The following is a 21,863-nucleotide window of genomic DNA, read 5'->3' as shown; positions in this document are numbered from 1 at the left end:
CATGGGTAGCCTTCCGTAGTGGTTGCGTGTAGCCGCAGCACTCCGCTGCCGAGTTGTCACCGGATTTGCTTTCGAAACTCGCCCGGTGCCATTCCAGTTGTCTTGGAAAAAAGACGGCTGAACGAGGCGACGTCCTGATAACCCACCCGATAGCAAATTTCTGAAACGCTCAGTTTCGTTTCCTCAAGCATGGACCTTGCTAACTCCAGCCGCCTTTCCTGGATCCATTTTCCCGGCGTTGTCTGGAGTTCGTCGAAAAACCTGCGAGACAGGGTTCGCGAAGACATGCCCAATTCGGTTGCCAGAAATTTCAGATCGATTTCCGACATCTTGTCTTTCGAGAGCTCACGCAACTTGTCCTCGAATGGGCTGGCTCCGTTCGAAATTCCATCGAGGGAAAATTCGTAGGGACTCTGGAATGTGCGCGGCGGCGGGAGAACCAGAAGTTTTCGAATGATCCGCTCTTCCTTCGAGAAGCCCAGATCGATCAGCAAAGCCCTGGCGAGTTCGAGTCCGGAAAACCCGCCTCCGCATGTGTAGAGGCGGTCCTGGCGAATGAGGAGGCGGGAAGCGTCCCATCGCACTTGCGGAAACCGGCGGCTTGCCTCGGCTCTCAGCCACCAGGATATCGTCGCGCGTTTACCGTCCAATAATCCCGAATTGGCGAGCAGATAACATGCGCCGCAATGTGCTGCGATGATTGCGTCCTGCTGCTGCGCGAGCGCGATCAGCGGTTTTGAATGTTCGCTCTCCTCGTCGAGCGAGCGCAGAAGCTCCGGAATCTCTACACCCGGCATGGCAATGAGGATCAGGACATCCATTTTTCGGGATGGTTGAGCCTTTGTCGGGAAGGAAATTCCGGTGCTTGACGTCGACGGCGCGCCCCTTGAAACAAACTCACAGGAGAGAACCTGCGAACGGCAGACGTCATTCACAAGCTGAAACATTTCCACGAGCGTCGAGACGACGGCCGAATAGAAATTCGACGGCAGCCAGATCACAACGTGGAGGCTCCTGACAGCCATTGCGGTACTCCAGTGTCGTTCTCGTGGATGGCAAGCCTAGCATAGTCTTTGCAAGAATTGCCAATTCCAGAACAAGCGCGCGGGCTCCAGGAGGGCCTATGCGGGCTTGCTGATGAAGGCGGGGCCGCGGAAATCCATGGCTGCGAAGATGCAAATGCTGAAATCGTTGAATGAAAACACGCGGCAAATACATCGGATTCAGAGGGCAACAGAAAACTGCGTCGGTCCGGGCTCAGGCTGATCTGTGGTCAGTCAGTAGGCCGAGAGCAAGGTGCCGGCCGCTACGCCGGTCCGGACCTTGCTCTTGATTTTCAGCTGCCGGAGTTCATCACGTAAAGCGCACGCGAGCGTTCGAGGTGCTTGATCATCGCCTTCTCGGCGCCATCTGCATCCTTGGCTTCGATGCGTCCGATGATCTCTTCGTGCTCGGTCAGCGTGAACTTTTCCTTGCCGGTCCAGATCAGCATTTCGGTGTGGTATTCCTTTAGCCAGCCAAGCATTGCCTCGCTGACCGCGACATAGATCGGGTTGCCGGATATTGCCGAGATCTGGGTGTGGAATTTCATGTCGGCGGATATGAAGGCTTCCGAGTCGCCACGATGGCTGCGCTGCTCTGCAACCGTCGCGCGCAACCGCTGCACGTCCTCGGCGGTTGCCTTCTCCGCGGCTTCCCTGACCATGCCGCGCTCGAAGAAGATACGTGCGTTCTTGAGGTGCTCCAGCGTGTCCTTCGACGACGACAGGATGATCTTGGCGGCGCCGTCGACCTGTTTGATGATCGACTTGGCGGTCAGCTGCAGCACTTTCGCCCGCTCGCCATGCGAGATCGCGACGAGGCCCATATTGCTCAACGCCTGCATTGCCTCGCGGATCGCCGGCCTGCCGACCTCGAAGCGCTCCATCAATTCGCGCTCCGATGGCATGTCGTCACCCGGCAGCAATTCGCCGCTGGTGATCAGGCGCTTCAGTCTCAAGAATACTTCGTCGGAAAGCTTGCGCCGGACGATCGGCTCCGAACGGTTCATCGTCGCGAATCACTCCTTTGACCGGCCCCTATCTAGCATTTCCGGCGCGAATTCCGGAACGCCTGCTGCCGGCTCGCCCGGCTCTGCCCAGCCGGATAGGGCTTGCAAAGCTTATGTACTCATTATACCAGATTTCAAGGGCCAAGGAACCTTTTTCGAACCACCCCGGCAGGCCGCGCGAATATGATTGTTCTCACCTATCGCATCGAAACGCCCGGCAATATCGAGGCGCTGGCGGCCAAGATCGCAAGCGACCAGTCGACCGGAACCTTCGTCGCGCTGGCCGGCGAGACCGAAGAACTCAAGGCCAGGGTCGCGGCGCGAGTCCTGGCGATACGGCATCTGCCGGATGCGGATCGGCCGTCTCTTCCCGAAACCGGTCCCGAAGCGCGCAATGGCCCGGTCAAGCGCGCCGACGTCGACATCGCGTTTCCGCTAGACGCCATCGGCACCGATTTGTCGGCGTTGATGACCATCGCCATCGGCGGCACCTTTTCGATCAAAGGCCTGTCCGGTATCCGGGTCGTCGACATGAGGCTACCCGAGGAGTACCGGGGCGCGCATCCGGGCCCGCAATTCGGCGTCACGGGCAGCCGCAGGCTGACCGGTGTCGCGGATCGTCCGATCATCGGGACCATCGTCAAGCCGGCGCTGGGGCTCCGCCCGTCCGAGACGGCTGCAATGGTGCAAGAGCTGATTGCCGCCGGCGTCGATTTCATCAAGGACGACGAGAAGCTGATGAGCCCGGCCTATTCACCGCTGTCGGAGCGGGTGAGGGCAATCATGCCGTTGATCCTCGACCACGAGCAGAAGACCGGCAAGAAGGTCATGTATGCCTTCGGCATTTCACATGCCGATCCCGACGAGATGATGCGAAACCACGACCTGGTGGCAAACGCCGGCGGCAATTGCGCCGTGGTCAACATCAATTCCATCGGTTTCGGCGGCATGGCTTACCTTCGAAAACGCTCCAGCCTTGTGCTCCATGCCCACCGCAATGGCTGGGACATTCTCACCCGTCATCCTGGCCTCGGCATGGATTTCAAGGTCTGGCAGCAGTTTTGGCGGTTGCTCGGCGTCGACCAGTTCCAGATCAACGGCATCGCCTCGAAATACTGGGAACCCGACTGGTCCTTCGTCGAATCCTTCAAGGCGGTGGCCTCGCCGATCTTTTCGCCGGCCGATTGCGCATTGCCGGTCGCCGGTTCCGGCCAGTGGGGCGGGCAGGCGCCTGAAACGTTCCAGCGAACCGGCCGGACGGTGGATCTTCTCTATCTGTGCGGCGGTGGCATCGTCAGCCACCCGGACGGGCCGGGCGCCGGCGTGCGCGCCGTGCAGCAGGCCTGGCAGGCGGCGGTCCAGGACATTCCGTTGTCGGATTATGCCTTGAGCCATGTCGAGCTGGCGCGGTCGATCGAGAAGTTCGGCGACGGCAAGGCGGCCTGACGCCATGCAGAACCTGCTTCTGAGTTATTATGGCGACGACCTGACCGGCTCGACCGACGTGATGGAGGCGCTCGAGCTCGGCGGCGTGCCGACCGTCCTGTTCATGCGCCAGCCGGACGAGGCGCTGCTTTCGCAATTTGCGCATTGCCGCGCCCTTGGGCTGGCCGGCACCAGCCGCAGCGAGACGCCGCAGTGGATGGACACGCATCTGCGAGATGCCTTCGCCTGGCTGAAGACCCTTAACGCCGAGATCTGCCACTACAAGGTCTGCTCGACCTTCGATTCCAGCCCGGTGATCGGCAGCATCGGCCGGGCGATCGAGATCGGCTGCTCGGTTTTCCGGCAAGACGGCGTGCCGCTGGTGGTCGGCGCGCCGCAACTGAAGCGCTACACCGCCTTCGGCCATCTGTTCGCGGCCTATCGCGAAAAATATTTCCGCATCGACCGCCATCCCGTGATGAGCCGCCATCCGATCACGCCGATGGACGAATCCGACCTGCTGATCCACCTGTCGCGCCAGACCAGCCTCGCCTCGGGCCTGATCGACCTGGCGACGCTGCAGTCTGCGTCGCGGTCGGAAGCATTCGATCGGCTTGTGGAGGATGGCACAGGTATCGTGCTTGTCGATGTCGACAGCCTGGAAACCCAGGCGCTTGCCGGCAAGGAGATTTGGCGCGCTCGCAAGCCGGGCGGTTATTTCGTCGTCGGCTCTTCTGGCATCGAATATGCGTTGCTGGTCGAATGGGCATCGAACCGCATCGTGGATGCCAAACCCGCCTTTTCGCCGCCGGGCGCTGCCGACAGGATCGCCGTGGTCTCGGGGAGCTGCTCGCCGACGACGGAACGACAGATCCGGCATGCCCTGGCCGAAGGCTTCGACGGGATCGAGCTCGACCCGGTCGAACTGGTTTCTGAGGCTTCGAACGACGCTATTGCGCGCGCGGTCGCAACCGGCCGCTCCAGCCTACGGGCCGGGCGGAGCGTCATCCTCTACACCGCGCTAGGACCTGCGGCCGACCGCGGTGCTGAAATCGATCTCAGGGAAGGCGCCCGCCATAAGCTAGGCCGCGGCCTTGGCGAGCTTCTCCGCGAACTGACGCTTCAAGAGAAGCTACCGCGCGTGGTCATCGCCGGCGGCGACACGTCGAGCCATGCACTTGGCCAGATGGGCGTCGACGCGCTGACGGTGCGAATGCCGCTGCCGGCATCGCCGGGCTCGCCGCTTTGTGTGGCGCATTCGCGCGTAAAGGCGATCGACGGGCTGGAAATTGCCCTCAAGGGCGGGCAGGTCGGAACCGACCGCTATTTCTCCACTATTCGCGATGGGGTCGGCGGTTGAGAGCGGGAAACATCAGTTCAAATCGGTGATGCTCGATCGAGATCAGGGATAGTCATCAGCCGGCAAACCAGAAACCCCAGACATTTTAGGTCGGCGGCAATGCGACTCATTCCGCTGTCTTGTACGGCCCATTGCCCTGCTTGGATGATACTGACGGGCATAGGCGACACAGGCGTCCACCGTGCTGACACAGAGCGCATCGCGGTTGTTCGGCAGGTTGTTGTCGCCGGCGTAGGCAACCTCGGCAACACGACCGTCAACCATTCGAATTTGCGTGTTGCAATAGCCGCCGGGGGCGACGTTGACGGAACCTCCGAGCGCAGGGACCGGGCCAATGGCCACGGTCGGAACCACAATGTTGAGATTGCCGCGTTGTACGACCCGCTGATAGGTCCAGATCTGGCCGGATTTGCCGACATCGGCAGTGGCGGTCGGAAAGCCGGCGCACATTCGAACGTCCGCCTCGCTAAGGCCGACCATCTCCTTGCGAGCTGCCGCCGCCGTGGCGTCTTCCCTCGCGGTGCTCGAGGTGTCGTCGGCCATGACGCAGGAAGACAGGATGGCGGCGCCTGCCGATAGAAGGAGAAGGGCAAGCTTTCGGGTGTGGAAAGATGTCATACCGACTTCGGATTGCACGGGAGCCCCGAATGCCAGCCTAGGAAGTGGGCCAATCGTGTCAACCGGCAGAAAATTCACGAAGTCGTTTGGCACGTCATTCCGCCGCGCGCATCTGCTGCAAGAGGTTGAGGCTGCCGCCGTGACCCTCGCGCCCTACCTTCCGCCTGGGCATCGGATTCCCGATCCCTTCTTGTCAGATGTACTGGCGCACGGTGCTGTGACTTTGGTTCGGCCGACGGTGTGCTATTTTCCAGCCAATTGCTCCGGAGACGTCATGCCTATCAAGCTGCAAGAAATCGCCCTCGCTCTTCTGCTGCTGGTTGCCGGAACTGGGGTCGGTCATACGGAGACGGCCCAGCGGCCGCCGCCCACAGGCGGGGTTCTCTCGCTCCTGCCACCGCCGCAGACTTCCGATCATTCGATCGTCATTGCCGGACGGACGCTCGATTACGAGGCCAGGGCCGGCACGCTGTCATTACCGTCCGGCAAAGGCGATATCACCGCCGAGATTTTCTATGTCGGCTATGCTCTGCACGCCGGGAAAGAAACGGGACCGGATCCGCGTCGCCCGATCACCTTCGTTTTCAATGGCGGTCCGGGAGCAGCTTCCGCCTATCTTCATTTGGGCGCGCTCGGTCCGCGGGTTCTGGCGACAGCGGCCGATGGAAGTTTCCTGCCGCCGCCGCAGAGGCTGTTCGACAACCCCGACACTTGGCTCGACATGACCGACCTGGTCTTTGTGGACCCTGTCGGAACCGGTTACAGCCGTGAAGCGCCCGGCACGGAAGCACACAGCTTCTGGGGCGTCAGCCAGGACGCCGCGTCGATAGGCGCGTTTATCCGGCTCTATCTGGCGCAGACCAGCCGTACGGCATCGCCTGTCTTCCTGGCTGGCGAAAGCTATGGCGGCTTTCGAGCAGCATTGCTCGCCAGGAAGCTTCAGGAAGACATCGGCATCAGCCCGAGCGGCGTCGTGCTGATTTCGCCGGCCCTCGAATTCACGCTGGTGCGCCCGGACGAGTTCCAGCCGCTCCACTGGGCGCTGGAACTGCCGTCGCTGGCGGCAGTGCGCCTGCACAGCGAAGGCGTTTCCGGCCCGGCCCTGCAGAAGCGGCTGGCGGAAGTCGAACGCTATGCGCTCGGCGATTATCTGGCCGCGCTGGCAGGTGGGCTGGAGCAGGGTGGACGCCTGGCGAGTCAGCGTGTCGCCGCAATCACCGGTCTGCCGCTCGATCTCGTCCAGCGGCACTTTGCACGCATTCCCATAGGGCTGTTCGCCAAGGAGTTTGCACGGGCAAAGGGCAATGTTCTCAGCACCTATGACGGCAACATCGCAACGGCGGACGTGGCGCCAGAGAGCCTGGGAGTCGAGGGCCCCGATCCGGTGCTCGACCGAAGCGTGCCGGCGCTTACCTCCGCTTTCGTCGGCTATGTGCGTGATGAATTGAACTTCCGTACGGATATCAGCTATCGGCTGCTCAACCGCGAAGTCAGCGGCAATTGGGATTATGGAACGAGCCCGACGCGTCAGGGCTATGCGGGTGTCATGGACGACCTTCAGCAGGCGCGCACGCTGAACCCCAGCCTCGGCGTGCTGATCGTCAACGGCTATAGCGACCTGGTGACGCCGTACTTGGGCTCGCGCTACCTGCTTGGTCAAATTCCTTCGCTTGCCGGTGCAAAGCCCATTCGCAGCGAGGTGCTGGAAGGCGGGCACATGATGTATCTGAGGCCGGACGGGCGGGCGGCGCTGAAGCAGGCTGCGTCCGAGCTTTACCGAACGACGCAATGAGACGATTTGCGCAAAAAAGCGCCGGATGCGCTGTTCGCCCTCTCATCAGGCCCTAGTTCCATCGCGATTGATCGGTTACACACCTAGGATGGCGTCTTTTAGCGACGTTCGACAGCGGATTAGCCGGCTCTCCAGAATCGCGCCACTGGCGCGGCGTGCTGCCGAGCGGGCCATTCGGAATACCAGGCCGCACAGGCTGACAAGCCTCGTTGACCGCTGGAATGCGCTGTCGCTGGCCACGCAGTTCCTGCTCGCGGGTGGTCTATTCTCCCTGTCGGCCATGGTGGTGGTGGGGATTTCAGTCACGAACCACATAGAAACCGTGGTCACGCAGAATTCGGCTTCCGCTACGGCTCTTTACGTGGACAGCGTTATTGCACCGCTGCTTCCGGATATGCGCAAGAGCGAAGTCCTCGACGAGAGCGTAGCCCATGCGCTCGATGAAACGCTGGGACAAGGGGCACTCGGCACAAGGCTCGAATCCTTCAAGCTCTGGCGTCGCGACGGAACCATCCTGTATTCGACCGACAAGACATTGATCGGCAAGCGCTTTGAACCCAGCGACAATCTCCGGGCGGCATTCGCCGGCCAAATGGTTTCGGAGTTCGACAGGCTCGACGATCCGGACAGCGAGGCCGAAAGAGCCAGCGGCTTGCATCTCCTCGAGATCTACAATCCGGTGCTGCAGCCATGGTCGGGGGAAGTGGTGGCCGTTTCGGAATTCTACGAAGTCGCCACTGATTTTGAAAGAAACCTGCATCAGGCACTCATTCGAACCTGGCTGGACGTTGCCGCGGTCACAGCGGCCTTCTTTCTCGGGCTGTCGGCGATCGTGTTCCGTGGCAGCCGCACGATCAGTTCGCAGAGCCGCTCGTTGAAGCAGCGCATTGCCGAGCTTTCCGATCTGCTCGCTCAAAACAGATTTTTGAGGCTGCGGGTGCAGCGCGCTTCGCAGCGTGCCACCGCACTCAACGAACGCTATCTCAGGCGCATCGGCGCGGACTTGCACGATGGCCCCGCGCAACTGGTTGCTCTTGCGGCGCTGGGGATCGATAGCCCGGTCATTGCCGATCCTGCTACGTCGCAATCGAAGCGTGCGCAGGAATTGCGGGCCATCAAAGCACATCTGGACGATGCCATGCGCGAGATCAGGAGCATCAGCAAGGGCCTTGTCCTGCCGCATATAGAGCATGCCGAACTGGGTGAAATTCTCCAGATTGCCGTACAGGCGCACGAAGAACGAACCGGCGTCAAAGTGAGACTATCGATGACCGGCGGCCATACACCGCTGTCGCCGGCGGCCAGGATCTGTATCTTCCGCTTCGTCCAGGAGACGCTGAACAATGGATTCCGTCATGCCGGAGGTGAAGGTCAGTCGGTCGAGAAACATTTCGACGGCGAACGCGTTTGTATCGAAGTGTCCGACGCCGGCCCCGGCTTTGATCCACAAATCGTGCGTCCCGAGGGGCTGGGGCTCGTTGGGCTGCGAGAGCGGGTGGAAAGCCTCGGGGGCCAGTTTACCGTGACGTCCTCACAAAGTGGCACGATCGTGAAAATGGCTCTCAACATCGTTGAAATGGGGCAGACATGACAGCAGCCATCAGGCTCGCCATCGTTGACGACCACCCGCTGTTCAGGGAAGGCGTTGTGCGCACGCTCGATCAGATCGGCGGGTTCGAGATCGTCGGCGAAGGAAGCAGCAGGGATGATGCCTTGCGGATAGTCGAAGACCGGCGGCCCGACATTCTGCTGATGGACATCTCGGTGCCTGGGGGTGGTCTTGCCGTGATCGAACCGGCCCTGGAACGGCATTCGGCACTGAAAATCGTGATGCTGACCGTTTCGGAAGAAAACCAGCATGTGATGGCCGCGTTGCAGAGCGGGGCGAGAGGCTATGTTCTGAAAGGGGTCGGGTCGAGGACGTTGGCTGCGATCCTGCGCACGGTAGCCTCGGGCGAACGATATGTTTGTCCACAATTGTCGGCGCGCCTGCTGGCCGATCTGTCGGCTCAATCAAAAGAGCCAGCGAAAGTTGACGGACTTGCCGAACTCACCAGCCGCGAAAGGGAGATCCTGACGCTGGTTGCCGCGGGCCTGAGCAACAAACGGATCGGGCTTCGGCTGAACCTGCATGAGAAAACGATAAAGCACCACATGACGCGAATCCTGGCCAAGCTCAACGTCAGCAACAGGACCGAAGCCGCAATGACTTTACGCGATGCGACTGAGCGCCGGCATTCGCCTGTTCGCGATCATGCTTGAGCCGAAACAGCCTCACGGGGCGGCTGTGTGATCTGGCCGTCAGTTGATCATTTCAAGCAACCTGTCCCGATCGGAACGCGTCGCCAGGCGCCGAATGATGGTACGGCCCTTGGCATCGCGCATTTCATATTGGCCGCTATCAACGCGCTCGCTGAGGCCGTTCGAATGCACCACGCCAATGCTCGGCCCACTCACCTCGATCCGGTCTCCCGTGGTTGCATTGATAAAGAGTTTTGGCCTGCTGCCCGGGGTTACCGCGGCGGCGGGATCAGGGAGATTGTCGTCCTGCGACTTTGCTTTGCCCTTGCCGGCTCCGGCATTCGAGTTTGAATTGCCGGAGTTTCCACCCGGATTGCCGGAATTGCCGCCCCCATTCCCATTTCCGTTCCCGCCATTGCCGTTGCCGTTCCCGCCGTCTTTGGCCCAGGCAGCCAGCGGGCCGAGCGGCTGCGATAGTCCGTCGAACACGACGCGATAGGGGCTCACGACGAGAACGAAGGTCAAAACGACTACAGAAATGCCGACATGACGTCCTCGCGAAGATCCGGCCCTTCGTCTCCGGGTCGTCATCAATGAACTTGCCAGTCGCATGGCGGAAATCCCCTTAATCATACGGACCTTTCGTGCTGCCTCCTGTTCGAATTCGTGCGAATGCTTAAAACAATGGTTTGTATCGGTAAGGTCAAGACCCACCAGTCCCACGAGGGTAACTGGTGGGTCTCGCTGGCGCAGGAAGGGACTATTTACTGCGCAAGTCTTTTGCCTTCGCTTCGTTGCGTCTCTCGGCGGGGGCGCCGAGTTCTCACCGTCAGCCAACAATAAATCCAATGGCTGCGATCCCGAAACACAGGCCAAATAACGGAAAAAGCAGCCAACGCGCCTGGTGAACGCTCGAATCCATAGCGGCCTCCTGTAACAGTCGGCATCGCAACGGGGCTCTTCTGAACTCGGTTCCTGAAACTCTCGCGTTTCGGGCTTTTGCGATAGCAGCCTCGGACCAAAGTTCGGCTGTGCAGGCCCTTGGTCGACAGGCCTACAGACTGAAGTCCCTATGCAAGGAGCCGCCTGCATTCGGCGACCTTTGTGTCCACCAGGCGGCGCGATCCACCGGTCCCTTCGAATGCTTTACCTTCCTGGCTCTATGGCGAAGCGACATTGGTCCACTGCATGTCATTGAAACGTCACCAGTAGAGACCCATATGCGGATTGCGTCGGATGTCTCCTCCCATTGCGTCCGGCGCGTTCCCCTCTGGAGGTTACAGACCTTCACGCTTGGCCGGGCTCAACAGTCCGGCCTTTTCTTTTGGTCATCGCTGTCTGGGTCGAGCATCGTTCTGCCGCAGCGCGCCGCCTCAGCTGCGAGGTGGAATTTGCTGGACAGACCATGTGTTGCCGTCGGGATCCTCAAAGAAGACAAATCTGCCCCAGGGAAAATCCTTGATATCGCTGACCTCGATGCCTTGGGCGGCCAGGTGCCGGTGTGCCTCATCGATGTCGGGCACAACCAGCTGCAGACCCCGTATGGATCCCGGGGTGCTGTCGACGATGCCTTTGCCCATGGCAATCGAACAGGCCGAACCGGGCGGCGTCAATTGCACGAAACGTATCTCGTCGCTTACCGTGTGATCATGATCGAGGTGAAAGCCGACCTTCCCAACATAAAAGGCGATGGCATTGTCGACGTCCGATACGGGGACCGGGACCAGTTCCAGCTTCCAATCCATGACAACCCTTTCGCAGCTTTCGCCAAGTGGTGCCGAACACCGTGGGCGACATCCCGCCATCTTCCCAATGCCATTGTCGGCGCGGGCCGCTCAATCGGTCAAGAGATATCCGGCAAAAGCCGGGTTCGGGCAACGTGAGGACTGGTCTCATTGCTGACGGCGTTCGGAACCGATAAGCGCAAGCTCAGTGTGAGCGAAGGCGTTCTCGTGCTTTCCGCCACGCCCGAACCGGGCAGGGTGGCCGGTTCGGCCGAGTTTGCCGCGCGCTATGCAGCGCGCTTCGGACCGATCGGCAATTATGCCGTGAACGCCCACGATTCGGCCTGTCTTCTTCTTGCCGCGATCAAAGACGCCAGCACTGTATCCAAGGGACATCCGAGCCGGTGCAACGTTCTAGCGGCAGTGCGCGATATCCGTTTCAAGGGAATCGCCTATCGCGAGACCGTACGGTGGAATGAAAGGCGACAATCTGGCCGCGGTGACTGCACTCAATGTGGTGGCAAACGGCCACTTCCGACAGATCGCCGAAATCCGGCAGATGCAGAGTGTCGAGCAGACCAACCCCGACAGGCTCTCCGACCGAAACCGCTTTCCGCCGCTTTGCCAGGCGATTTTCACAGGACCGCGAAACAATTATCTCCGGTCGCCGTTTCGCCCGCAGAACCTTTCGAGGAGGCGACGATGAGTGCAACCGGCTTGGACGTTTTTGACAAAACGCTGCAGATAACAAACATCTGGCTTGACGAGATCATGGCGGATCTTGGTCCGGATCGACACGTCGCCTGGCATACATTGGGCGCCGTTCTGCGAACCCTTCGGGACCGGCTGCAGATCGGACTGGCGGCCAAATTGGGAGCGGAACTGCCGCTGCTCGTGCGCGGCGCCTACTATGATCGCTATCGGCCCGCCGACATGCCCGACAAGACACGCTCGCTCGAGGAGTTCCTGCAACACATCGCCGATGAATTGAAATCGACCCGTCCTGTCGATCCCGAGGATGCGGCACGCTCGGTGCTGCGTGTGCTTGCACGGCATATCGACCTTGGCCAGTCGGCAAAGGTGCGGGATGCGCTTCCAAAGGAAATCCAGGCGCTCTGGCCTGAAAGCGTGGGCGTTAAATAGCAGCGGCCCGCTTATGCGGACGCACGACGGACCGAAACTTCGAACGTACGCGCGGTTGGGTCTGGTCGACCCCGGTGACGCTATGTGACACGCTCGATGGCGAGGCTTAGCTAGGCAGCCGATGTGAACTGTCGCGGCTTAACCTGGAAAGATCGTGAAACCGCCATCGACGCGGATTACCTGCCCGTTGATGAAGCGCGCGCGCGGACCGGCGAGGAAGGCCACCGCTTCGGCGATCTCTTCCGGCTCCGCATACCGGTTCAGCGATTTCTTGCTCGAGTCCATACGCTGCGGATCGACCACGCGGCTCGCCTGGAAGCGTGCCGTTTTGGTGGCGCCAGGGCTCACCGCATTGATGCGTACGCCATCGTCGATCAATTCCTTGGCGAGGCAGCGCGTATAATGGACGACAGCCGCCTTGAGCGTCGAGTAGACCACCTCGGGCGAGCATCCGATATGCGCTGCCGCCGAGGCGATGTTGATCACCGAGCCCGAGCCGCGCTTGACCATGGGCGGAACAAAGGCCTGGCAGACCAGCATCGTGCCTATGAGGTTGTTCTCGGTCAGAACCTTGATGTCTTCGTAGTCGATATCGAGTGCGTTGTTGGGATTGGGCTTTACGCCCTTGGCGCCGATGTCGCCGCCGGCGCAGTTGACCAGAATGTGCACGTCGCCGAGATCGGCCTCGATCTTCCTCTTCATCTCGGCGACAGCTTGTTTGTCGCCTATATTGCCGGTGACCGCGGTCACCCGCGTCCCATGCTTCTCCAAGCCCCGGGCAGAGTCGCCGAGATCCGCGAATTCGCCATATTGAGATGGCCGGGTCCAATCGAGGTCGTGGACCGCGACGTTTGCGCCAAGTCCGGCCAAGCGGTCGGCCATCACGCGGCCGAGGCCGCGTCCCGAGCCGGTGACGAAGGCAGTCAGGCCGCTGAGTTCTCGAGCAGTCATGCTGATTTCTCCATTGCAATGAAATCGAACTTCTTCATGTTGGCGGCGCTGCGCCGGATCATGTCGAGCTCGTACGAAACGAGCGCGCCGTCATCGTCCCGTTCCCATGGCGTGCGGTAGTCGGCGTCGTCCGCAAGGCGGTTCACGCGCGCAGCACTCAGGCACGCGGCGAACTCCCGGGCGGTCTTCTGCGCATATCCGTTCCACCAGTCGTCGGTGAGCCAGCGAACGTGACGGGCCTCAAGCGCGCCTGGCTCAAGCACCGCCGTCAGCGTGTCGTGGTGCTCGCCAAGGATGGCTGCCAGTTCGGCGAATGGCACGGCGCCGTCGCCGATCGCGCAGCGGACCAGACGGTAGCCCTCATCCGTGAACTGAATGCGATAATCCTTGAGGTGAACATGGCGGATATGGGGCGCGATCCGGCGCGTGAAGGCAAGCGGCGCCTCGCCGACAGGAAAGGTGTTGCCGGTGTCGTAGGTGATGCCGACACCCGGCCCGCCGAGTTCGCAGAACGCAACAAGTTCGTCGCTGCCGAAATCCTGGTGGTTCTCGATGCCGAGCACGCGGCCCTCGGCCGCCGCACGCGGCCCCCATTCCGTCAAGGCAGCGCGAATCGTTGCGTTGAACTCACTCCATTTCGGACCCCACGCATTGCGGTCGCCGCACAGGACGGGCGTCAGTGCGATACGGATCGTCGTCGCCTCGAGCAGGCGCGCAGCCCGAAAGGCGTTGTCCAGCGGACCTGCCACTAGAAGTCCGCCGCTCACCACCGGGACGATGCCCAGCGCGGCAAGACGCCTGCGCAGAGCGACGATTTCGGCGTCAGTCAAGTCGGTCAACCAGGGTTCGTAGATCTCGAGCGTGCGTGCGCCTAGTTCCTGCGCCAGCGTAATGAAGCCTTCCAGCCCCACGCCGTCCGGATTGTGCCGCGGCGTGCCGCGGCCCTGCAGTCCGAGATGATAGGTCAGTCCGTAGGGGTTGAGGCCGAGACGAAGCATCAGCTTGGCGGTTCCAATGGAGAGCAGAGAAGCGTCACTAGCGCAGACCGGCATCGACGGTAATGGACTGTTTGGTGATCATGCGGCTGTCGTCGGCTGCCAGGAAGAGCACTGTGCGTGCAATCTCCTCGCCCAGCAGGACGCGGCGGATCAATTGCCGCTGCACCGTCTGGTCGACTGCCTCCTGCGTCTTGAACCACAGCTCGCGCTGCCGCTCGGTCATGACGGCGCCGGGTTCGACCGCATTGACGCGGATGTTATCCGGTCCGAACGAGCGCGCCAAAGCACGCGTCAGCGCCACCACAGCCCCCTTGGCGGTGGCATAGGCCACCATCTGGTCCGCTCCGAAACGCCAGGCGATGGAAGAGAAGTTTATGATCGAGCCGAAGCCGAGTTCCTTCATATGCGGATGCACAGCCTGCGCGGCGAAGAAGTGATGCCTCAGATTGACGTCGAAGCTGCGGTCCCAATAATCGGCCGTTACCGCGTCGATGGGATGGCGTTGATCATTGGCGGCGTTATTCACCAGGGCGGCAACCGGACCAAGCCGCGCGCGCACGCCTTCGACCGACGCCTTTAGCGCATCGACGTCGGTAACATCGCAATGGAGATATAAGGGAGCCTGCCCGGCGGCACCAGCGAGCTCGCGCACCAACGCCTCCGCTGGCTCGTCTTGCACGTCGAGAAAGGCTACCCGGGCGCCATTCGAGGCGAAGGCACGGACCATATCGGCGCCGATGCCGGAGGCGCCGCCGGAGATCAGCACGACCCGATCGGTCAAGCTCGGATAAGTCGCGAATTGTACGGACATCGATTACAGAAGCGCCTTGGTTGTTGGATCGAACAGACAGGCGCGCGACATATCGATGCCCAGCGTTATCGTCTCGCCCATGACTGGAGCGTCGTCCGGCTCGAAACGGCCGGTGATCTCCAGGTCACCCAGCCTGAGCACGGCAAGCGTCTCGGCCCCGGTCGGCTCGACCAGTTCGACCGGCGCCTGCATGGACGCCACATCAGGTTTGCGCGACTTCAGATCGGTCGTGAAACGGTAGATGTGTTCCGGCCGGATACCGAGCACGACGTCCTTTGGCGCACCGGCGGACATCGGCGCGGCAAGAGCAAGGCTGGCATCGCTGCCGTCAGCGGCGCGTACCGAGATGCTGGTCGAGCCGGTAAGCCGGGCGGGGATGAAATTCATCGCCGGCGATCCCATGAAACCGGCAACGAACATGTTGGTCGGCCGGTCGTAGATCCGCTTCGGCGTGTCGAACTGCTGGACCGAGCCCTGGTTCATCACCGCAATGCGGGATGCAAGCGTCATCGCCTCGACCTGATCATGGGTGACGTACACCGTGGTCTTGCCGACGCGATGGTGAAGCTTCTTGATTTCGGTACGCATATCGACGCGCAGCTTGGCGTCCAGGTTGGACAGGGGCTCGTCGAACAGAAACAGCTTTGGGTCGCGTACGAGGGCGCGCCCCATCGCGACGCGCTGCCGCTGCCCGCCCGAGAGCTGGCCGGGCTTGCGTTTAAGCAACTGTTCGATCTGCAGGAGCGCGGCAACCCGTTGGACAGCTTCCGCCTGCGCCGCTTTTGGCACGCCGCGGCTTTCCATGCCGAAGGTGATGTTCTGGCGCACTGTCATGGTGGGATAGAGGGCGTATGACTGGAACACCATCGCAATGTCGCGGTCCTTGGGTTGCACGGAGTTCACCAGCCGGTCGCCGATCCATATCTCGCCCGACGTGACGGTTTCGAGGCCGGCGATCATGGCGAGCAAGGTTGACTTGCCGCAACCCGACGGGCCGACAAGGGCGACGAATTCTCCGGTCTTAGCCTCGAGATTGATGCCGGCAAGAATCTCGAGCGAGCCGTAGCTCTTGTGAAGGTTGCGGATCATCAACGCGGACATGGGCGACGCCTCATTTGATGGCGCCCTGGGTGAGGCCGCGCACGAAGTATTTTCCACCGAACAGATAGATCAGCAGCGGTGGCAACGCGCCGATCAGCACGGCTGCGCTCATCACATCGTAAGCACGCGCGGTCGTGCCGCCGGCCGTGAGCGCGACCAGTGCCGCGGTAATGGGCTGCTGCTGGCCTGATGTGAAGACGACGCCGAACAAATACTCGTTCCAGATGCCGGTGAACTGCCAAATGACGGTGACAATCAGAATGGGCGGCGACAGGGGCAGGATGATCTTGCGGAAGATCCGCCAGAAGCCGGCGCCGTCGATGCGTGCCGCCTTGATCAGGTCGTCCGGTATGCTGACGTAGAAATTGCGGCAGAACAGGGTGGTGAACGAGATGCCCTGGACGACGTGGATAAGCACCAGCCCATATGTCGAATTGGTCAGGCCGAGCTTGCCGAGCAGGAACGCCCACGGCATCAGCGAAATCTGGCCGGGCATGAATACGCCAAGCAGCATCAGATTGAAGATCAGTTCGGAACCCCTGAAGCGCCATTTGGAGAGGATGTAGCCGTTCATGGCGCCGAGAATGGTCGAGATGATGGTGGCGGGGATCGTCATCGCCAGCGAGTTGAAGAAATTGCGCTTCATGCCCTCGCAGGTACCGCTGACGCAGTAGGATCCCCAGGCCTGCGCCCACGCATCGAACCGGAAGCTGCGCGGTACGGAGATGAGGCCGTTGCGGGCAATCTCCGACTGCTCGCGCAATGAGTTGAAGATCACCACCAGCAATGGCACAAGATAGACGACCGCGAAAAGCGTCAGCACGGCATAGACAAGGAAGCGGCTCCAGAAATGCCGGCGCGTGGCAGCGGCTTCCTCCGGATCAAAACGGGCATTAGGGGCAACTTCAGCCATTGCGGCCCTCCGCCCGCCGGCGCCAGACGATCCACAAGGAGTACGGCACCAGCACTACCGCGACCGCCGCGAGCATCATCATCGCCGCGGCGGCACCCTCGCCGATTTGGCCGCGCTGGAACATCAGGTCGTAGACATAGATGGCGGGGAAGGTCGTGGACACGCCCGGCCCGCCCCGCGTCAATGCCGCCACCAGGTCGAAGGTCTTGATGGCGAATTGTATCTGAATGACCGCCACCGCCAGGAATATCGGAGCGATGGTTGGCAGGATGACCCTCCGATAGGTCCGGAAAACCGACCCGCCGTCGATTTGCGCGGCTTTGACGAGATCCGGATCGACCGATCGCAGACCGGCCAGGAAAAGTGCCATTGCGAAGCCGGACGACTGCCAGATACCGGTTATGATCACCGCATAGATCGCGGTGTTGCGGTTGGCCGTCAGGGCGAAGCTGAAGTCGGTCCAGCCAAGCCCGCGAACGAAGGCCTGGATACCGTCGACAGGGTTATACAGCCAGCTCCACACCGTACCGGTGACGATGAAGGACACCGCCAACGGATAAAGGAAGATGGTGCGCCAAACCGCCTCGCCGCGGACGCGCTGGTCGATCGCGATCGCAAGCAGCAGGCCAACCGCCATCGAGCCAACGATATAGAAGCCGCTGAACAGGAAGAGATTCGTATAGGCGATGTTCCAGCGCCGGTTTGCCCACAGCGAAGCGTAATTGTCCAGGCCGACGAATCCATAGGTCGGCAACAGCGACGAATTGGACAGCGAGATGTAGAGCGTTCAGAATGTGAAGACGAAAACATAGATGAAACTCGCCGCAATCGACGGCGCCAGCACCAGAATGGGCACCATCGTGCCCAGGCGCTCGCGCCACGGTCGGGCCGCGGCAGCTGCGGCTGGTACAATCAGATCATGGGTGGACATCGGGCTGCTCCGGCGAGGTCTGGCCGGGAGCTTCGCCCCCGGCCATCATCGGCAGCGTCACTTCTGCGCTTCGGCCGCATCCGCCATCGCATTGGCCGCGTCCTGCGCACTCATATCCGGCGTTGCTACAAACTCCGTGATGCTATCCATTATTGCGCCGCGGACCTTTTGCGGAACCGTCATGTTGTGCGCCATTGAACGCACGAGCATGCCGGCGGCGATCGAGGCTTGCAGATCCTTTTGCGAGAGTTGCTGGCAGGGATTGAAGCCGTTCGAAAGATCGACGTCGAGGCGGGCCGGGATGGACCCTTTGGTCTGATTGAAAATGGTCTGAAATTCGGGCGACAGGATGATGCTGGCAAGCAGCTTCTGTCCCTCGATGTAGTCCGGGTCCTTTTGCTTGAAGAACACGACCGAGTCCGAATTCAAGATGAAGCCGGGCTTGCCCCAATCGGTCGGCGCCTGTGCGCAGACATAGTCGGTGCCCTCCTTGAAGCCGCCGGCCGTCAGCAGGCCGATCGTCCAGTCGCCCATGATGTGGAAGGCGGCCTCGCCGCGGCCGACGAGATGCGACATGGTATCCCAGTCACGCCCGTTCATGCCGGGGTCCATGTACTTCGAGGTCATGGTGCGAAACTGCTCGAAGGCCTTGATCATGCCGTCGCTACGCATGGCATCGACGTCGCCCTCGACGAAAGCTTTCCTGTAGAGATCGAGGTCCTGACCGTACACGACCACTTCGAAGACCGTCGAGTCGGTCCAGTCCGCGGTCGAGTGTGAAATGCAGATCTTGCCGCTGGCCACGATCTTGTCGCAGGCGGCGTTGAACTCCGCCCATGTCTTCGGCATCTCGTTGACGCCGGCATCCTTCATGACCTTCGGCGATGCCCACAGCCAGTTGATGCGGTGGATGTTCATCGGCGCTGCCACCCAATTCCCGGTCGGCTTCATCACCGGCAGCAATTCGGGAGCGACGACCTTCTCCCAATTTTCCGCCTTCGCCAGGTCGTCGAGATTGGCTGTCATGCCCGTCTCGTTCCATTCGGCGATCTCGGGGCCCTTTAGCTGCACAGCGGGAGGTGCGTTGCCGGCGATCACATCGGCACGCAGTTTGGCCAATGTATTGGCCGTATGGCCTGCGATGGAGGTCTGCTGCCAGGTGCCACCCTTGGCGGTAAACATCTCGCCGAGCTTGGCGATAGCCTGGGCGTCCGATCCGGTGGCCCATTGATGCAAGAGGTTGGTCTTCGGCTCCGCGAGCGCTGTTCCGGTAATCAAGGTGAAGGCGGTAGCGGCCGCAAAGGCCGTCCTCAGGTATTTCATCGTTTCACTCCCATATGTGATGCACGGTTCGTATCGACCGCTTGTGGCCTGCGATTTGAGGTCGTGGCCGGCGAGATGCAGTAATCTCCGTTCTTTCCAAGATGACATATTTGAGCTATCAGTCAACATGCTTTGTGCTCATCATGAACAAACCTTCGCTTAGAAATTGGCTGATCGACAGGCCGTCCGCGTCGCCGGAGAGCCTGATCGTCCGATGCTTGCGCGAGCGCGGCGTGCTTTCCGCGTCGCAAATTACCCGCATTACCGGTTTGGCGCGGTCGACGGTTTCAACCGCGCTCAACGGCTTGAGAAAGTCAGGGATGGTGATCGAATCCTCGGCCCATCATGACGCGGCCAGGGGCATTGGCAGGCCGGCCACGGCATTGACGCTCAATCCCGCTGCGGGCACCTGCGTCGGTATCCACCTGGGCCTCGACGAGATGCGGTGCGTCGTCGCCGACGTCTCGCATTCTTTCGTTGCTGAACAAACTATCCCCATGGGTCTGGACTACCAACCGCAACAGGCGGCCCAGCTTGCCAAGTCAGTAATTGCCCGATGCTACGAAGAGAACGGTCTGCCGATGGCGGGGCTCCTGGGGGTTGGGGTCTCCGTCTCGGGCCCAGTCAGCCGCGAAGGAGTGGTGCTGCGCGCGAGTATTGTTCCGACCTGGGCCGGGGTCAACATCCGCGATGTGTTCGGGCCGGTCCTCGAACAGCCGATCTTCGCCGACAATGAGAGCAACTGCTCGGCAATTGCCGAGCTGATGTGGGGTGCGGCCGTCGGCCACGACGATTTCGTGCTGTTCAAGGTCGATCTGGGCGTGGGCGGGGCCATTGTCCAGCACGGCCGGCTGGTGAGCGGCATCGCCGGCGGCGCCGGCGAATTCGGGCACATCAGCATCGATCCCGGCGGCGACCTTTGCCGGTGCGGCAATCGCGGATGCCTGGAGCTCTATGCCAGCTTTGCCCGGCCGCTCGAGCAGATTTCGCGCATCGTGCGGCGGCCGGTCACGATGGACGATGTGATCATGATGGCCGAGCAGGGCGACGTGAGGGCGCTGCGGATGATCGAGGACACCGCAGAGTTCGCCGGCCGTGGCCTTGGCCTGATCGGTTCGGTGCTCAATCCGCCGCTCATCATAATCGGCGGCCGCATGGCCTTGGCGGGCGACATTCTCCTGGCGCCACTGATCGCGTCATATGAACGCCATACGCTCATCAAGTCCCGCGATGTGGCGCCTGCGCTGCGCACGCGGATAATCGTTGGCAAGCACACGGAGAACGACGCACTGCTCGGCGCGGTCGGCCTCGTGCTGCGCCACAACAGCCGGCTTCAATGACCTGACTCCGCTCCGGGTGGTACTCTGAGGCTCGTTGTTCCAAATCGGTGCGCACCCGCATCGCAGCCAAGTCCCTCCGGCCTTTGGACTGGTTCACTCTGGCGCGTTAGAGCGTGGCCGATGATGAGCGTGCCGAGAGGTGTCACAAGAATCGCGTAGGTTTATGGTGTTAACGGGCAAAGCTTGGGGAGCAGTCGTCAATGCCGTATTGCTGCAGCAGGCCGAGCCCTACCTCTCGCCCGGCCGGGAAAACTGTAAGATGAAGCAAAGCGGAGTTGTCTTGCCGCACGGCGGTGGGCGGGTGGTGCCGGCTCTCGGGATCGACGTCCATGTGTGGCGGGTTGCTCTCGATGCTCCCCTTTCGCAGTCGGACATGGCCGTGCTCAATCCAGCCGAATTGACCAGGGGCGGACGGTTTGTTTTCGAGCAGGATCAGCGGCGCCATCTGGCAGCTCATGCCGGCTTACGCCGGGTGCTGTCCATGTACACCGGCCGAGCGCCGGGAGAACTCGATCTGCGGGAGACCCCACAGGGAAAGCCGTTCCTTGCGGACGGGCGCCTCGCCTTCAACCTTTCGCATTCGGGGGATCTTGCCCTTGTGGCCGTGGCTGCCGCCGGGCAAGTCGGCGTCGATGTCGAGCGCGTCGCCCCGCGGAGCGGCGAGATGTCCATGGCCCGTTCTCTGTTCGCGCCCGGCGAGATCGCACAACTTGAGTCACTGGCGCCAGAGGCCCGCCGCCTCATGTTCTGCCGGCTTTGGACTTGTCGCGAAGCCGTGCTCAAGGCTGCCGGCGTCGGCCTCTCCGGGGTGGGACTCGAGATTGGGATGGACGGGAGCGGCGAGGCCTATATCCTCTCGCCGCCACTGGAATTGGTTGAACCCCTCAGGCTCATTGAGTTCCGCCCAAGCGCGCACCACGTGGCCGCCGTCGCCTGGAGTGCACGCAGTCCTCAGGTCGTCGCACGCCGCTTCGATTTCGACTTGGGATTGCGTTGACGCTCCGGAACGGGCCTCGGGGATGCCTGTTTTTGGCGACGAGGATCGAGCGGACGGGTTTCTCTTCAAAAGCAGCCACATCGGCCTAAAAACTAATCAAATTGGCCTAAAAAGTAATCAAATCGGCTTAAAAGACACATTTTGC

General features: G+C 61.4%; 21 protein-coding genes. 8 read left to right on the top strand and 13 right to left on the bottom strand.

Annotated elements, in window-relative coordinates; all coding sequences use genetic code 11:
- Nucleotides 1-56 precede the first annotated feature (56 nt).
- Together NKH50_RS07410 and NKH50_RS07405 are read right to left on the bottom strand one after the other, a co-directional pair.
- Entirely contained in the window at nucleotides 57-1,025 is a 969-nt protein-coding gene (locus tag NKH50_RS07410; protein ID WP_352820693.1) for a GlxA family transcriptional regulator, read from the bottom strand.
- A 311-nt stretch (nucleotides 1,026-1,336) separates the two neighbouring features.
- Nucleotides 1,337-2,050 (bottom strand): transcriptional regulator NanR, encoded by a 714-nt coding sequence (locus NKH50_RS07405; RefSeq protein WP_023720267.1) that lies wholly within the window; start codon nucleotides 2,048-2,050, stop codon nucleotides 1,337-1,339.
- Nucleotides 2,051-2,233: 183 nt separating this feature from the next.
- Here NKH50_RS07405 and oiaX point away from each other — a divergent pair, with 183 nt between their 5' ends.
- A complete protein-coding gene (gene oiaX, locus NKH50_RS07400; protein ID WP_352877649.1) occupies nucleotides 2,234-3,496 on the top strand; it encodes a 3-oxo-isoapionate-4-phosphate decarboxylase OiaX in 1,263 nt (420 codons plus the stop codon).
- Between the two features lie 4 nt (nucleotides 3,497-3,500).
- Nucleotides 3,501-4,835 (top strand): four-carbon acid sugar kinase family protein, encoded by a 1,335-nt coding sequence (locus NKH50_RS07395; RefSeq protein WP_352877647.1) that lies wholly within the window; start codon nucleotides 3,501-3,503, stop codon nucleotides 4,833-4,835.
- 42 nt (nucleotides 4,836-4,877) lie between these two features.
- Here the strand turns inward: NKH50_RS07395 and NKH50_RS07390 are convergent, their stop codons facing one another.
- The gene (locus NKH50_RS07390) at nucleotides 4,878-5,378 is read right to left on the bottom strand and encodes a hypothetical protein (protein ID WP_352877645.1); all 501 of its coding nucleotides are present in this window, start codon (nucleotides 5,376-5,378) and stop codon (nucleotides 4,878-4,880) included.
- 349 nt (nucleotides 5,379-5,727) lie between these two features.
- Between NKH50_RS07390 and NKH50_RS07385 the strand changes: the two genes are divergently transcribed.
- The 3 genes from NKH50_RS07385 (at nucleotide 5,728) to NKH50_RS07375 (ending at nucleotide 9,507) form a co-directional block, all read left to right on the top strand.
- A complete protein-coding gene (locus tag NKH50_RS07385; RefSeq protein ID WP_352877643.1) occupies nucleotides 5,728-7,245 on the top strand; it encodes a S10 family peptidase in 1,518 nt (505 codons plus the stop codon).
- A gap of 280 nt (nucleotides 7,246-7,525) precedes the next feature.
- Nucleotides 7,526-8,836 carry a sensor histidine kinase gene (locus tag NKH50_RS07380; RefSeq protein ID WP_352506397.1) on the top strand — a complete coding sequence of 437 codons (1,311 nt, stop codon included), beginning with the start codon at nucleotides 7,526-7,528 and terminating at the stop codon, nucleotides 8,834-8,836.
- Complete coding sequence (locus NKH50_RS07375) at nucleotides 8,833-9,507, top strand: response regulator (protein ID WP_352506270.1); 675 nt, start codon at nucleotides 8,833-8,835, stop codon at nucleotides 9,505-9,507. The genes NKH50_RS07380 and NKH50_RS07375 overlap by 4 nt, the downstream gene beginning before the upstream one ends.
- A 39-nt stretch (nucleotides 9,508-9,546) precedes the next feature.
- Here the strand turns inward: NKH50_RS07375 and NKH50_RS07370 are convergent, their stop codons facing one another.
- Both NKH50_RS07370 and NKH50_RS07365 read right to left on the bottom strand, forming a co-directional pair.
- Nucleotides 9,547-10,011 (bottom strand): hypothetical protein, encoded by a 465-nt coding sequence (locus NKH50_RS07370; RefSeq protein WP_352702887.1) that lies wholly within the window; start codon nucleotides 10,009-10,011, stop codon nucleotides 9,547-9,549.
- Nucleotides 10,012-10,859: 848 nt separating this feature from the next.
- A complete protein-coding gene (locus NKH50_RS07365) occupies nucleotides 10,860-11,231 on the bottom strand; it encodes a VOC family protein (RefSeq protein ID WP_352506268.1) in 372 nt (123 codons plus the stop codon).
- A gap of 681 nt (nucleotides 11,232-11,912) precedes the next feature.
- Between NKH50_RS07365 and NKH50_RS07360 the strand changes: the two genes are divergently transcribed.
- A complete protein-coding gene (locus tag NKH50_RS07360; RefSeq protein WP_352802260.1) occupies nucleotides 11,913-12,353 on the top strand; it encodes a DUF2267 domain-containing protein in 441 nt (146 codons plus the stop codon).
- A 138-nt stretch (nucleotides 12,354-12,491) separates the two neighbouring features.
- On the opposite strand, the gene NKH50_RS07355 is transcribed toward NKH50_RS07360, so the two are convergent.
- The 8 genes from NKH50_RS07355 to NKH50_RS07320 are packed head-to-tail and all read right to left on the bottom strand — an operon-like array spanning nucleotide 12,492 to nucleotide 19,381.
- Nucleotides 12,492-13,304, bottom strand: coding sequence for an SDR family NAD(P)-dependent oxidoreductase (locus NKH50_RS07355; RefSeq protein WP_352802018.1), 813 nt, complete (start codon nucleotides 13,302-13,304; stop codon nucleotides 12,492-12,494).
- On the bottom strand, nucleotides 13,301-14,302 hold the full coding sequence (locus NKH50_RS07350; RefSeq protein WP_352877639.1) for a sugar phosphate isomerase/epimerase family protein: 1,002 nt from the start codon (nucleotides 14,300-14,302) through the stop codon (nucleotides 13,301-13,303). Before NKH50_RS07350 ends, NKH50_RS07355 begins: the two co-directional genes overlap by 4 nt.
- Before the next feature lie 37 nt (nucleotides 14,303-14,339).
- Nucleotides 14,340-15,113 carry an SDR family NAD(P)-dependent oxidoreductase gene (locus NKH50_RS07345; protein ID WP_352877637.1) on the bottom strand — a complete coding sequence of 258 codons (774 nt, stop codon included), beginning with the start codon at nucleotides 15,111-15,113 and terminating at the stop codon, nucleotides 14,340-14,342.
- A 3-nt stretch (nucleotides 15,114-15,116) separates the two neighbouring features.
- The gene (locus tag NKH50_RS07340; protein WP_352877634.1) at nucleotides 15,117-16,214 is read right to left on the bottom strand and encodes an ABC transporter ATP-binding protein; all 1,098 of its coding nucleotides are present in this window, start codon (nucleotides 16,212-16,214) and stop codon (nucleotides 15,117-15,119) included.
- A gap of 10 nt (nucleotides 16,215-16,224) precedes the next feature.
- Nucleotides 16,225-17,127 carry a carbohydrate ABC transporter permease gene (locus NKH50_RS07335; protein WP_254817037.1) on the bottom strand — a complete coding sequence of 301 codons (903 nt, stop codon included), beginning with the start codon at nucleotides 17,125-17,127 and terminating at the stop codon, nucleotides 16,225-16,227.
- Complete coding sequence (locus NKH50_RS07330; protein ID WP_352877632.1) at nucleotides 17,120-17,881, bottom strand: carbohydrate ABC transporter permease; 762 nt, start codon at nucleotides 17,879-17,881, stop codon at nucleotides 17,120-17,122. The genes NKH50_RS07335 and NKH50_RS07330 overlap by 8 nt, the downstream gene beginning before the upstream one ends.
- Before the next feature lie 33 nt (nucleotides 17,882-17,914).
- On the bottom strand, nucleotides 17,915-18,058 hold the full coding sequence (locus NKH50_RS07325; RefSeq protein WP_352877630.1) for a hypothetical protein: 144 nt from the start codon (nucleotides 18,056-18,058) through the stop codon (nucleotides 17,915-17,917).
- 57 nt (nucleotides 18,059-18,115) lie between these two features.
- Nucleotides 18,116-19,381 carry an ABC transporter substrate-binding protein gene (locus NKH50_RS07320; RefSeq protein ID WP_352877628.1) on the bottom strand — a complete coding sequence of 422 codons (1,266 nt, stop codon included), beginning with the start codon at nucleotides 19,379-19,381 and terminating at the stop codon, nucleotides 18,116-18,118.
- Between the two features lie 143 nt (nucleotides 19,382-19,524).
- On the opposite strand from NKH50_RS07320, the gene NKH50_RS07315 reads away from it, so the two are divergent.
- Both NKH50_RS07315 and NKH50_RS07310 read left to right on the top strand, forming a co-directional pair.
- Nucleotides 19,525-20,721, top strand: a complete 1,197-nt coding sequence (locus NKH50_RS07315; protein ID WP_352702903.1) for an ROK family transcriptional regulator — start codon at nucleotides 19,525-19,527, stop codon at nucleotides 20,719-20,721.
- Nucleotides 20,722-20,929: 208 nt separating this feature from the next.
- Nucleotides 20,930-21,718, top strand: coding sequence for a 4'-phosphopantetheinyl transferase family protein (locus NKH50_RS07310; protein WP_352877626.1), 789 nt, complete (start codon nucleotides 20,930-20,932; stop codon nucleotides 21,716-21,718).
- Nucleotides 21,719-21,863 lie beyond the last annotated feature (145 nt).

The organism is Mesorhizobium sp. M1027, assembly GCF_040318745.1.
Classification (GTDB): Bacteria; Pseudomonadota; Alphaproteobacteria; order Rhizobiales; family Rhizobiaceae; genus Mesorhizobium.
The sequence above is the reverse complement of the archived record's forward strand: the minus strand, read 5'-3'. Positions and strand labels throughout refer to the sequence as shown.

Bases quoted from the DNA above. Each gene is read 5' to 3' on its own strand.
- oiaX (WP_352877649.1), top strand. From the start codon at position 2,234: ATGATTGTTCTCACCTATCGCATCGAAACGCCCGGCAATATCGAGGCG.
- NKH50_RS07345 (WP_352877637.1), bottom strand. From the start codon at position 15,113: ATGTCCGTACAATTCGCGACTTATCCGAGCTTGACCGATCGGGTCGTG.
- NKH50_RS07325 (WP_352877630.1), bottom strand. From the start codon at position 18,058: ATGTCCACCCATGATCTGATTGTACCAGCCGCAGCTGCCGCGGCCCGA.
- NKH50_RS07385 (WP_352877643.1), top strand. From the start codon at position 5,728: ATGCCTATCAAGCTGCAAGAAATCGCCCTCGCTCTTCTGCTGCTGGTT.
- NKH50_RS07320 (WP_352877628.1), bottom strand. From the start codon at position 19,381: ATGAAATACCTGAGGACGGCCTTTGCGGCCGCTACCGCCTTCACCTTG.
- NKH50_RS07375 (WP_352506270.1), top strand. From the start codon at position 8,833: ATGACAGCAGCCATCAGGCTCGCCATCGTTGACGACCACCCGCTGTTC.
- NKH50_RS07360 (WP_352802260.1), top strand. From the start codon at position 11,913: ATGAGTGCAACCGGCTTGGACGTTTTTGACAAAACGCTGCAGATAACA.
- NKH50_RS07395 (WP_352877647.1), top strand. From the start codon at position 3,501: ATGCAGAACCTGCTTCTGAGTTATTATGGCGACGACCTGACCGGCTCG.
- NKH50_RS07410 (WP_352820693.1), bottom strand. From the start codon at position 1,025: ATGGCTGTCAGGAGCCTCCACGTTGTGATCTGGCTGCCGTCGAATTTC.
- NKH50_RS07355 (WP_352802018.1), bottom strand. From the start codon at position 13,304: ATGACTGCTCGAGAACTCAGCGGCCTGACTGCCTTCGTCACCGGCTCG.
- NKH50_RS07315 (WP_352702903.1), top strand. From the start codon at position 19,525: ATGAACAAACCTTCGCTTAGAAATTGGCTGATCGACAGGCCGTCCGCG.
- NKH50_RS07335 (WP_254817037.1), bottom strand. From the start codon at position 17,127: ATGGCTGAAGTTGCCCCTAATGCCCGTTTTGATCCGGAGGAAGCCGCT.
- NKH50_RS07365 (WP_352506268.1), bottom strand. From the start codon at position 11,231: ATGGATTGGAAGCTGGAACTGGTCCCGGTCCCCGTATCGGACGTCGAC.
- NKH50_RS07390 (WP_352877645.1), bottom strand. From the start codon at position 5,378: ATGGCCGACGACACCTCGAGCACCGCGAGGGAAGACGCCACGGCGGCG.
- NKH50_RS07405 (WP_023720267.1), bottom strand. From the start codon at position 2,050: ATGAACCGTTCGGAGCCGATCGTCCGGCGCAAGCTTTCCGACGAAGTA.
- NKH50_RS07350 (WP_352877639.1), bottom strand. From the start codon at position 14,302: ATGCTTCGTCTCGGCCTCAACCCCTACGGACTGACCTATCATCTCGGA.
- NKH50_RS07340 (WP_352877634.1), bottom strand. From the start codon at position 16,214: ATGTCCGCGTTGATGATCCGCAACCTTCACAAGAGCTACGGCTCGCTC.
- NKH50_RS07380 (WP_352506397.1), top strand. From the start codon at position 7,526: ATGGTGGTGGTGGGGATTTCAGTCACGAACCACATAGAAACCGTGGTC.